Annotated in this window: 10 protein-coding genes; 7 read left to right on the forward strand and 3 right to left on the reverse strand. The window is 26.3% G+C overall.

Annotated features, from left to right (window positions below):
- Positions 1–160: 160 nt before the first annotated feature.
- The 4 genes from I2E98_RS07030 (at position 161) to I2E98_RS07045 (ending at position 5,577) form a co-directional block, all read left to right on the forward strand.
- Positions 161–430 carry an ACT domain-containing protein gene (locus tag I2E98_RS07030; protein WP_195468244.1) on the forward strand — a complete coding sequence of 90 codons (270 nt, stop codon included), beginning with the start codon at positions 161–163 and terminating at the stop codon, positions 428–430.
- Positions 431–459: 29 nt separating this feature from the next.
- Positions 460–1,815, forward strand: a complete 1,356-nt coding sequence (locus tag I2E98_RS07035; RefSeq protein WP_195468245.1) for a PFL family protein — start codon at positions 460–462, stop codon at positions 1,813–1,815.
- Positions 1,816–2,084: 269 nt separating this feature from the next.
- Positions 2,085–4,376 (forward strand): RNA polymerase recycling motor HelD, encoded by a 2,292-nt coding sequence (helD, locus tag I2E98_RS07040; RefSeq protein WP_195468246.1) that lies wholly within the window; start codon positions 2,085–2,087, stop codon positions 4,374–4,376.
- A 220-nt stretch (positions 4,377–4,596) separates the two neighbouring features.
- The gene (locus tag I2E98_RS07045; protein WP_195468247.1) at positions 4,597–5,577 is read left to right on the forward strand and encodes a calcium/sodium antiporter; all 981 of its coding nucleotides are present in this window, start codon (positions 4,597–4,599) and stop codon (positions 5,575–5,577) included.
- A 90-nt stretch (positions 5,578–5,667) separates the two neighbouring features.
- Here the strand turns inward: I2E98_RS07045 and I2E98_RS07050 are convergent, their stop codons facing one another.
- Positions 5,668–6,579, reverse strand: coding sequence for a hypothetical protein (locus I2E98_RS07050; RefSeq protein WP_195468248.1), 912 nt, complete (start codon positions 6,577–6,579; stop codon positions 5,668–5,670).
- A gap of 168 nt (positions 6,580–6,747) precedes the next feature.
- Here I2E98_RS07050 and I2E98_RS07055 point away from each other — a divergent pair, with 168 nt between their 5' ends.
- The gene (locus I2E98_RS07055; protein ID WP_195468249.1) at positions 6,748–7,902 is read left to right on the forward strand and encodes a hypothetical protein; all 1,155 of its coding nucleotides are present in this window, start codon (positions 6,748–6,750) and stop codon (positions 7,900–7,902) included.
- 61 nt (positions 7,903–7,963) lie between these two features.
- On the forward strand, positions 7,964–9,757 hold the full coding sequence (locus I2E98_RS07060) for a hypothetical protein (RefSeq protein ID WP_195468250.1): 1,794 nt from the start codon (positions 7,964–7,966) through the stop codon (positions 9,755–9,757).
- A gap of 56 nt (positions 9,758–9,813) precedes the next feature.
- Here the strand turns inward: I2E98_RS07060 and I2E98_RS07065 are convergent, their stop codons facing one another.
- A complete protein-coding gene (locus I2E98_RS07065) occupies positions 9,814–10,950 on the reverse strand; it encodes an aminotransferase class V-fold PLP-dependent enzyme (RefSeq protein ID WP_195468251.1) in 1,137 nt (378 codons plus the stop codon).
- A 22-nt stretch (positions 10,951–10,972) separates the two neighbouring features.
- Positions 10,973–11,248 carry a DUF3343 domain-containing protein gene (locus I2E98_RS07070; protein ID WP_195468252.1) on the reverse strand — a complete coding sequence of 92 codons (276 nt, stop codon included), beginning with the start codon at positions 11,246–11,248 and terminating at the stop codon, positions 10,973–10,975.
- Between the two features lie 295 nt (positions 11,249–11,543).
- Between I2E98_RS07070 and I2E98_RS07075 the strand changes: the two genes are divergently transcribed.
- On the forward strand, positions 11,544–12,713 hold the full coding sequence (locus I2E98_RS07075; RefSeq protein WP_195468253.1) for a clostripain-related cysteine peptidase: 1,170 nt from the start codon (positions 11,544–11,546) through the stop codon (positions 12,711–12,713).
- The last annotated feature ends 55 nt before the right edge of the window (positions 12,714–12,768 follow it).

A 12,768-nucleotide genomic window follows, 5' to 3' on the forward strand; every position in this document is an offset into this window, starting at 1 on the left:
TTAAATTAGATAATCATATTTCCTTAATTATATTTTGCCATAAACTAAAAAAACTATTATAGAGATAAAAGGATTAATTTGATATTTTGGGATATAAGTGGTAGAATTAATATAATTCAGGAACAAAAGTTTGTTAAATAAAGGTAAGGAGGAATAAAAAATGAAAGCGATTTTAACAGTAATAGGGAAGGATAAAGTAGGCATTATAGCAGGAGTAAGTAGTGAACTTCAGAAATTGAATATTAATATTTTAGATGTTAATCAAACTATAATGGGTGAATTTTTTACAATGATAATGATGTTAGACTTAAAATTAAGTAATGATAATTTTGAAGAAATTAAAAATATTTTAGAGTTAAAAGGAAAAGAGTTAGGGGTTGAAGTTAAGATTCAAAGAGAAGAAATATTTAACTCTATGTATACGGTATAAAATATTAAATCTTTCAATGGAGGAAAATTATGAATGCAAATAATATATTAGAAACCATAAAAATGATAGAAGAGGAAAAATTAGATATTAGAACCATAACCATGGGAATTTCTCTATTAGATTGTATAGATAGTAATGGAGATAAGGTAAGAGAAAAAATATATAATAAGATTACGACTTATGCTAAAAATTTAGTTAAAGTTGGAAATGAAATAGCAAATGAATTTGGTGTGCCAATAGTGAATAAAAGAGTTTCAGTTACACCTATTTCAATAATTGCAGGAGCAACGGATGAAACTAATTATGTAAAATTTGCAGAAACATTAGATAAAGCAGCACATGAATTAGGAGTAGACTTTATAGGTGGGTTTTCAGCTTTAGTACATAAGGGATACACTAAGGGCGATAGAATTCTTATTAATTCAATACCGGAGGCTTTAGCTAAAACTAGTAAGGTTTGTTCTTCTGTAAATGTTGGATCTACGAGATGTGGAATTAATATGGATGCAGTAAAGGAAATGGGACAAGTTATAAAAAAGACTGCTGAATTAACAGCAGACAAAAAAGGTTTTGGATGTGCAAAACTTGTTGTATTTGCTAATGCTGTTGAAGATAATCCATTTATGGCAGGAGCTTTTCATGGAGTTGGAGAAGCAGATAGAGTTATAAATGTTGGGGTTAGTGGTCCAGGAGTAGTACAAAGAGCTATAGAAAAGATTAAGGGAGAAAGTTTTGATGTAGTTGCTGAAACTATTAAGAAGACTGCATTTAAAATTACTAGAATAGGACAATTAGTCGCACATGAAGCATCAAAAAGGTTAGATACACCTTTTGGAATTGTAGATTTATCATTAGCACCTACCCCAGCAGTTGGAGATTCAGTTGCACATATTTTAGAGTCTATGGGTCTTGAGGTTGTTGGAACTCATGGTACAACTGCAGCTTTAGCCCTTTTAAATGATGCGGTTAAAAAAGGTGGAGTAATGGCTTGTAGTCATGTAGGAGGATTAAGTGGAGCTTTTATTCCGGTTTCAGAAGATGCTGGTATGATAGATGCTGTATTAAACGGCTCATTAAATTTAGAAAAGCTTGAAGCAATGACAGCTATTTGTTCAGTCGGATTAGATATGATAGCAGTGCCTGGAGACACAACAGCAGAAACTTTATCAGCAATGATTGCTGATGAAAGTGCAATTGGAGTTATTAACAATAAAACTACGGCAGTTAGAATTATTCCAGCGCCAGGCTGTAAAGTAGGAGATTTAGTTGAATTTGGAGGTTTATTAGGAACTGCACCTGTAATGCCTATAAATAAGTATTCTTCCTTTGATTTTATTCAGCGTGGTGGTAGAATACCAGCACCAATCCATTCATTTAAAAATTAGATAAAAATAAAATTAATATAGAGACACTTAATCATTGTTTAAAAAAACAATAAATAATGGTTGACGAGTCTCTATTTTATTAGATAAAATTAAATATTTATGTTATTAAATTTAAAAAATATATAATAAAATTTAGGAAATATAAAATAAAAATGTTCAATTAAGGTAATACTATAAATAATTATAACTGTACAAATTGGCAACAGTAGATTATTATTAAATGTTGCATAAAATAATACAAAAAAATAGATTGGTCGTGAGGAAAAGTAATGAGTGAAAATTTAGCTTTAGAAAGAGACATCCTTGAGCAAAAGCGTAAAGATATACTAAATGAAGTTGAACAAAAAAGAAAATACCAAGAAGAAATAGCTAAAAAATTAAGGGTATTAACTAAGGAAGCTAAAGGAAGTTATAATCAAGAAAAAGAAAATACGGAGAAAATATATAATTTATTAAAAAAAGAGATAGAAAATTATGAGGAAGCATTAAAGAACCCGTATTTTGGTAGAGTTGATTTTAATGAGAAGTTTGGTATTGAAGAAAAGGTTTATATAGGTAAAAAAGGAATAACATCTACAGTAGATGGTGAAGAAATTGTTGTAGACTGGAGAGCTCCTGTAGCAGATCTTTATTATAGTGGAACTGGAGGAGATGCTTATTATAAGGCTCCTATGGGAGTGGTTGAAGGTGAGTTGAATTTAAAAAGAAAGTTTTTATTTAACGATGAAAACTTAGATAAAATTTTTGATGAAAGCACTAACGAAATCATTATTAACGGAGAAGAAGGGGAGGAGCTTGTTGATGAGTTCTTAAAAATAAATCTAGAAGAGAGTAGAGGGAAAAAACTTAAGGAAGTAGTTGCAACTATACAAAAAGAGCAAAATGATATTATAAGATGGCCTAAGAATCTTCCAATAATAGTTCAAGGATCCGCAGGGTCAGGAAAAACTACAATTGCATTACATAGACTGGCATATCTTTTATATAGATATAGAGAATCCATGGAAGGAAAAGATATATTAGTATTAGCACCAAATAAGTTATTTCTAGATTACATTTCTGATATTTTACCTACTTTAGGGTCAAATGATGTAAAACAAACAACATTTCAAGAACTTGTAATGAAAACCCTTAAATTAAAAGGAAAAATAAAAACTAAAGATGATAAACTTAAGGAGCTTATAGAAATAGAGGACCATAGAGAAAAACAATTTATTGTGAATGCCTCAAGAGTTAAAGGAAATTTAATATTTAAAACTATAATAGATAGATATATAGCTTTATTAGAAAGCAGTTCTTTAGAAATAGATGATATTTTAATGTCAGGTTATGTTTTATTCTCAAAGAGAGAAATAATGAGACTATATTTAAAGGATTTACAAAGTTATCCTATAAATAAGAGAAAAGATGAAATTAAGAGATATTTACTATTAAAGTTAAAAGAAAGAATAGAAAGCCTTATTATTCAAATTGATAGAGAATGGGATATAAAGATTAAAGAAGTGAAAAAAGAGCTAGATGATGGTGACTTAAGAAGACATAAATTAATAGAGATATATAATGAAAGAGATAATCTTAAGGAATATATTAGACATGATGCAAAAAAAGTAATGAATGAATATTTTAAAAATTGGAGAGGAATAACTTGTAGCGATATCTATATTAATTTATTTAAAGATGATCAAGTTTTTGAAATTGCAACTGGAAATAGGATTCCTAGGGCACTAGCTGAATATATAAAGGCAGAAGCAATATCAAATTATGAGAAAGGTATAATAGATGAGGATGACTTACCAGTACTTTTTTATATACATATGTTATTAGAAGGAATTGATGAAAAATCAAAATACAAACATATAGTAGTAGATGAGGCACAAGATTATAGTCCATTCCAAATTTATTTAATTAATAGTTTATCTATGGGAAATTCTTTAACATTAGTTGGAGATTTAGCACAAGGTATCTATCATTACAAGGGAATTAGAACCTGGAATGATATTACTGATGGTGTGTTTGATGGAAAGGCAACTTTTATAACACTGAGCCAAAGCTATCGTTCAACTGTTGAAATAATTGAATTTGCGAATTCAGTATTAAATGCTCAAGGTTTAGGTTTAAAAAGTGCAAAACCGGTATTGAGGCATGGAGAAAAACCAGAAGTAATTAAATCAGTTTCAAGAAGAGAATCTGTAAGAATGATTGAGGAAATTGTAAAAAGGCTTAACTCTAAAGGAAAACATAGTATTGCAATAATAACAAAAACTTATAATGAAGGTAAAGTTTTAGAAAAAGAATTAAAAAAACATACTGATTTAGAATTTACTTTAATTAAGGGAAATGAGAAAGAAAGCCCAGGTACAGATATAATAATAATACCTGCTTATTTAACAAAGGGATTAGAATTTGATGGAACTATAATATATAATCCAACAGAAAAAAATTATCCAGATAATATATTAAATCAAAGATTGCTTTATGTAGCATTAACTAGAGCACTTCATAGTGAGTATATAATTGCAGAAGAAGAACTTTCTAAGAATATAAAATTTGAAATATCTTAGCTATAAAATTATTAATTGATAGAATTTATTAAATTAGAAAAATATAAAAATTAAAATCAAGTAAGCTAATAAGATGTGTAAATACTATTATTAACTTACTTGATTATTTATAAAATATATACAAAAAATTAATTTGAAAGATTATTCTTAGTTAAGGTAGAATAATTTTAGTGAATTTGAAAAAAATATAGGATTTAGGATGAAAAATAGGAGGATGGGAATGAGTTATATATTTTTAATAGTAGGATTTTTTCTATTAATTAAAGGAGCAGATATTTTTGTTAGTGGTGCATCTAATATTTCAAAAAAATTAGGAATACCTTCTGTTATAGTTGGTTTAACAATAGTATCATTAGGAACAAGTGCGCCAGAGCTTGCAGTAAGTGCTATTTCCTCACTTGAAGGAAGTAATGAGATAGCAGTAGGAAATGTATTAGGCTCAAATCTTTTTAATACATTGATGGTACTTGGAGTTACTACTATAATAATGGCATTAACAATTAAGAAATCTGAGGTTAAAAGAGATTTTAGTATAAATATATTAGTAACCATATTACTTTTACTTTTGACCTTTACTACTTTGTTAGGTGGAAAGGACAATTACATATCAAGACTTGATGGGATTGTATTATTAATAGGTTGTATTTCATATATAACTTATTTAATATTATCTGTAAAGAAAGGTAAAGTATCAAGTGAAAATGTACAAGAGGAGCTAGCTTTAGAATCAACTAATGAAATAAGCATTTTCAAGAGCATATTTAAATTAGTTATAGGTGTTGCAGGAATTGTTATTGGGGGACAAATTGTTGTAGATTCAGCAACTTCTATTGCAACCTCATTAGGGATGAGTGAAAAGCTTGTAGGACTTACAATAGTAGCAATAGGAACATCATTGCCTGAACTTGTAACATCTGTAGTTGCAGCCATTAAAGGGGAAGAGGATATTGCCCTTGGAAATATATTAGGTTCAAATATATTTAATATTTTATTAATTATAGGATTATCATCAGCTATAAGCCCCATAGCTGTATCAAGTAATTTAATATTTGATTTCGTATTTTTAATTGTAGTAACTTTAATAATTGGTATTATGATATTTATTAATAAAAGTGAAGAAAAACGCTTTGGTAAAAAAGAAGGAATTATCTTAGTAGTTTTTTATGTAATTTATATGATTTATATAATAATTAGAAATTAAAAAATCTCTACGTGAAAGAATTAAAAATTAATACTTTCACGTAGAGTTTTTTATATACTTAATTAAAATGTTAAAACACTATGAAGACTGTTAACATTTTCTATATGGTGGATCAAAATCATCGTATGGGAATAATAATTGATTAAATCCAACACATGGATCATTGATTACAGATGGTTGACATTGAGGAACTTCTATTGGTCCACTAGAAGCTACAGTCATGTTAGTAATTCTGTATAATTCGATAATTGTAAATAGCCCAATTACTACGTCAGCATGGTAAACCAAACTTGTTGCAGTAGCACAAGGAGTTGATGGAGTTGAAGGATATTGTCCTATCTTAGGAACCAATGGACTAGCTATAGCTTGAACATAAGCATAAGGCACATTGTTTGTATTTTGAGGAATATTACAGTTAGGACAAAGTGCACTATCTCCAATAGCTATAGAAGTATTTGGATCAACAACTCCACCTTCTAATGAAATTTGTTTTGTATAAACTGTATAAGCAGGTACTGTACTTGTAGTTGTACCATCTACAAGAAATTGAAATGCAGTATTACTTGAATTATAGAATGTTAAATCATATGAAAATGTATATTGAACAGTTACATCATAAAATCCAGGAAGTCCAAATTGTCCTGGAGATGCTACAGAAATATTACTAATTGCAGTAGAAAAATTAGAAATTTTAATACTAGTTATAGTATTATCAAAAGCGATAACAGTGCCAGGTGTAATAGGAGAAGTTGTTAATGGGCCAGTTTCTCCAGTTGCATTTGCAAGTGATGTAGTACCACCATATAAGCTTGAACTTATTTTTATAAAATCTGAAGTTTCAGGTGGTAATCCTCCATTAGGACATGGTGGAACTGGTGGTTGTGAACAATCAATAGGTCTTAAACAATCTTGTTGTTTGCAACGACCATATATTTTTTTTGCAATCAAGCACTCATCAGAAAGTGCTTCTGGTTGTAATACGTTAAAATTGTCTTGTGACATATATAATCCTCCTTATTAATAGATTAAGCAACTAACTTAATAATATAATATGAGAGGGTATATAAAGTGTGAAAAAAATCCATATGCAAATATCGATGGTCTTACAGGTAATATTTGCAAAAATATTTTCATACTTTTAATATATAGTATATTTTGGATGATGTTGTTATGAAGGATTTTAAACTACTCAATTATAATGGAAAGTTGTACAAAATATTTATGGAGGGGAAAACTTTATACATAAACTTTAATGGAAAAACTAAAGTAATAAGTGAAAATGTTTTAAAATATTCTTTAGAATATTTCAATAAATCACTGTGGATAAGTATATATAATACAATACAATTAATAATTTTATTAGAAATAAGTATACAAGAGGATAAAGAAATAAAAATTAATAAACAATTGGTTATAGACACAAAAGGATATTCAGAAAAAATAGATTCATTGACAATGATAATTAAGAATACTAATCAGATAAATTTAGTATTTAGAGGATGGAATAATAATAAATCTTTTATATTCAATAGCAATATAAGTATATGTAATAAGTTTAATATAATTTCTGATAATACTTCAAATAGTAGAAAGAGACCTTTTTCCGTCTATTCAGAAGATGATAAAGCTATATTATTAATTTCAGAAAAGGGACAGTGTGAAGAGTACGTATTATATAATTTAATAGAGGATAGAGTAGAAGAAAGTTTTTCATTACCAAACACTTCTGATGTTTCTATGATCAAATATGATGAAAAACCTATTATTTTTTATAACAAAAGAATTGATAGTAAGCTATATATAAGGTATAGATATATTGATATAGAGAAGGAAGAAGAAAATATACATGAAGAAAAAATATTAAATAGTTTACCTCAAGATATAATAAATCCTCAAATATCTGTATATATGGGAATTATATATTTAGTATGGAAGAGTAATAGATGCATTAGAAGTGCAATGTCTAGAAATTTAAGTAATTGGAATATTAATTATAGCGAAGAATGTATAAATAATATAAATACAAGTATCATAAAGGTTTGTGAGGATAGGATTGAAAGAATGAATACTTATATGAAAGAAAATATAGTATATAACTTAATTGTTAATAGAGAAAATTGCAAAATTAGAGATCAATCATATAAACTTTTAGAGTTGATGTTTTATGAGAATAGTCTAAGCAAGAAATTAGATAATATGAATAATTTATTAAACATTCAACAGTATTATAATAGTAAGAATGAGGAATATTTAAGTAAAATAAGAGAATTAAATAGTATAATTATGGAAAAAGATAAAATAATATATAAGCTATTAAGTAGATAAAAATTTATATATTATTAGATAAATTATTCAAGATATAGTAACAATATCATGGAGGAGAATGATGGATTATTATGAAAGGGAAAATTTTTGGATAGAGCTAAAGAATAGCTTATTGAATTTTTATAATAAAGAAAACAAAATATATGTAGCTAGATATGAGGAACATAAATTAGTAGAAGAAAATATTATATTTGATAAGTGTCAAACATTAAATACTGTAATTCTAAGTTCAGATGGAGATATTTCACTTATATATATTAATTTAAAGGGAGAATTATTTTTAAGTAATTTCATTAATAACAAATTAGAAAATAGTGTAATTTTGACTAGAGCTGTATCTAAAAATAATTATATGCAAATTGCTTCTGTAAATAATTCTTTAAACATTTTTTATATTAATGAAGTTAATACTATTAGCACTATTTGTTTTAGAGTATTAAGTAATAGGCTTACTTTAACTCCAGCTGTAATTATAGATGGTGTGGATACTAGGTGCAATGTTCCGTATATAATAAGTGCAAGTAATGATGGACTGGCAATATGTTATGTAAAAATAGGTTATCCTAATACTATTGGATATAGAACTTATGATATAAAACGAAATAATTGGTCAAGTTTTAAAGAGTTAGATCAATGTAATTTTCCAATTATAAATTTTGACTTTGTTGTTAAGGGGGATACTATAGCATATTCATATATATTTGCTAATTATAGAAGAGCAAATATAGTTTGTGGTATAGGCAAAGAGAATATTAAAAACAATCTTATACAAGAAGCAGAACCAACAATAAGGTTAAGTGATATGTATATTTCGGAAGATAATAAACTATATTTAGTATATCTTTTAGAGGATGTTCTAAAAATAAAAGAATTAGAAGTAAATAGAGAAATAAGATCAATTGAAGATATGAAACTTAAAAATATATCTTATTATAAAAAATACAGCTATTCTTGTGATAAAAAAATATCAAAAAATACTATTATCTATATAAAAACAGATGATTTAGATATTTATACAGATAGTAATTTTGTTAAAAATGTAGCTATTGAAAAATATAAGTCTACAATGAAATTTCCAAGTCTTATAAATGATTCTCTTATAACAGAGGAAAATTTAAATGAAAGTATAAGTAGTCTTAATTTAGATGAAGATATAATTAATAAAGAATATATAAGGCCATTTATTTCAAAGATAAAGGGATATGAGGTTGCTATTAATAACTTAACTGAAAAATTTATGATATCTGAAGATGAAAAGAAGAAATTAATGGAAAATATAAACTATTTAAATACACAATTAACTCAAAAGAATTATCAAATAAATAGCTTGCAAAGTGCTTTAACAGAAAATAAAATATCGGTTGCAGGGTATGAAAGTAAAATAAATGAATTAACAAGAAGAGTAAATAAAAAGGAAGAAAAAGTAGTTGATCAAGAATTGATTAGGCTTAGAGAAATAATAAATAAAGATGAAGTTGAAAAGAATAACTATATTGATATTATTAAAGAAAAAGATGAAAAAATAATAAGTATAAATGAAGATTTGAATAGAAAAGCAAATGAGATTCAAAGCTTAATTGAAGAAAATAAGAAAATAGAGTATAACTATAAAATAGAGGTATCAAATTTAAATAAAAAAATATTAGATTTGATGGAAGAGAGTAATTTAGCAAATAAAGAAAAAACAGAATATTTAAGTGAAATAAGTGCTTTGAAAGATAATATTAATAAATTGAATCAAATAATAGACAATAATAATAATGAAATTAATTCTTTGAAAGAAGAAATTATATTATTAGAGGAAAGAACAAATAATGATTCATTTATAAGAAAATTATTTAAGAATGGAGAATAGTTTATAAAAATAGACTGCTTTTATATGATTATAGAAGTAGTCTATTTTTATTATATTTAAGTATTGTATATTTTAATTAATGAATTTATTAAAACTTCAATATCATTAAATGTGTTAAAGTAACCAGGACTTACTCGAACAGTTCCTTTACCTTCAGTTCCTATAATTTTATGAATAAGTGGAGCACAATGATAGCTGGTACGTAAGTAAATTCCTTTATTATTTAAGGCTTCGCCTATTTCAGAACTATCAAATCTTTCCATATTAAAAGATAAAACAGGCGTTTTTATAGAGGAATTAGTCTCTCCATATAATTTTACATAAGGTAATTTTTTTAATTCAGAAGTTAGATATTCCATTAATTCAGTTTCATGATTGCGTATTGTATTAAGACTTGTATTTAATATAAAATTAACACCCTCATTCAATCCAACTATTCCAGGTGAATTTAAAGTACCACTTTCCATTTTATCGGGGTAAAAATCAGGTTGAATCATTGATTCAGAATTACTACCGGTACCCCCTTCCTTAATGGGAGATAGTGTTAAATTATCAGCTATATATAAACCACCGGTTCCTTCTAAACCAAAAAGTGATTTATGGCCAGGAAAAGCTAGTAGGTCGATATTCATTTTTTTTACATCTATATCACAATATCCAGCAGTTTGGGCAGAATCAACAATAAATATTAAGCCAAGTGATTTTGCTAAACAACCTATAGACTCAATATCTTGTACAGTTCCTAATACATTAGAACCATGATTAACGATTATTGATTTTGTATTACTTTTAATAGACTTCTTGATTTCAGATAAATTTAAGTATCCCTTTAAATCTACAGGTAAAAAGGTAGTTTCTACATTATATTTTTTTAATGAGTATAGTGGCCTTAATACAGAGTTGTGTTCAATCATAGTTGTTATTACATGATCTCCAGGTTTGAGGATACCTTTAATGGCCATATTTAAAGAGTCTGTTGTATTAGAAGTAAAGATTATTCTAAGAGGATCATCAATATTGAATAATTTTGCAAGTATTTCTCTACAATTAAAAATTTTTAGTTCACATTTAAGAGACATGTTGTGTGACCCTCTACCCGGATTAGCACAATAAGTTCGTAAGCATTTATCTACCTCTGTATACACTTCATTTGGTTTGGGAAATGTGGTAGCTGCATTATCTAAATATATCATAGATCCTCCTTAAAGATTATATTTAAAATGTTATTTCTTCATAACAATATCTTCTTATTGCTGTATTTACATATTTTTTATGAATAGCTCTTATTGCAATATCATTATTTTTTATTAATTCAATTACTTTTTCAATTTCTGACTCATCAACTTCAATAGACCTTGCACAACCAGCGGATAAGCAACAAGGTGTTTGGATCATATAAATATTTAATTTATTACTCTTTAATAATCTATATAACAACATACTATTATTTGCAGAGTCAAAAGTTATTATATATATAGGTTTTTCAGACATATTATTTCCTCCTAGCTTATCTTTACTTTTAATATTATATTCAATAGCAGTATATAAAGTGTAAAGATATAGATAAAAGCTTTAAAAAGCATAAGTAAAATCATTAATACAAAATAGAATAGAAAAGTAAAATATTATATTAATAATAATTTGTAATGGAATACTATGTTGATATATTATAGTCATTTTGTTTATGAGTATAAAATAGATATTAGAAGAATTTAGTCTATTATAGCTTTATACAATCATAAATATAAAGAAGAATGCTATTTTATATTAGGAGTTGAGTTTAAATATGGCAAAGAAAAAATGGACAGTTATGATGTACTTAAATGGGAATAATGAACTAGGAATAGAGATGGAAAATACATTTAAAGAAGTATGTAAAATTAAAAATAGTGAAGTAAATATAGTTATACAATTAAGTAAAGCTCCCATTGAAATAGTCAATCTAATAAGACAAGATAAAAGTAGATATAAAGATGAATGGGTAGGAGCAAGGAGATATGCAATAACAAATGGAGATTTAAATTTAATAGAGGAATATTCCAATATAAATATGGCTGATTATAAGAACTTATATAAATTTTGTCAGTGGGCAGTAAAATATTATCCAGCAGATAGATATATGTTAGTTATTTCAGGACATGGTTTTATAGTAGCTAGTTTATCAGATTTATGTGGGGATAAACCTTATATTATGGGAATGTATGAGATGTGTTTTTCTATAAATAGCTTAAAACAAGATTTAAATATAGACATAGATATATTATCATTAGATATTTGTAATATGAATACTGTAGAGCTAATATATGAGCTAGGAAAAAATAAGAATAATACAATAAAATATTTAATGACCTATATTAATAATGGACCTCTTGAGGGGATGGAATATAAGGATATAATACCTTTATTAGATAGTAAAGATACTAAGAATATTTTAATGGATATAACTAAAAAGAGTATAAATAATATTGTAGTTGCAGAAGTAAAACATGGAAGGTTAGAAAAGATAAAAGAGTTAAGCAATAAGTTATCATTTTATTGGCTTTTAATAAATAATAAAAAGGCAACTGATAGGGAGATAAAATTATATAATGATCTTCATCAAAGAATAGATAAAGTTATTAATAAATTAGTAATAGCTAAAAATAATAGGGAGCAAAAGAAGTCATTATTGCATTTAATGTTTTATAACAAATATCAAATAGAGGATATTGAATCATTTACGAGATTTTATTATAAATTATCATTTACTAAAAATAATTACTGTAGTAATGTAATCGCAAAAAAAGATGTTAATGAAAAGCCTAATATGCAAAAATCAATTGTAGAACAGGAAGTCTTAGATAAGAGAGATATAGAATTGTTTATTAGAAATTTTAATGAGGATAAAATAGATGAAAAAAATATTGAAGATATAGCAAATGAGATATATAAACATAATAAATGGAGTATTTATTAAATTAATATAAAAACTAAGAATATTTCCAAATGAATAAGTTATTTAATAACTTATT

It is taken from the genome of Clostridium sp. D43t1_170807_H7, from assembly GCF_015555905.1.
Lineage (GTDB): Bacteria > Bacillota > Clostridia > Clostridiales > Clostridiaceae > Clostridium.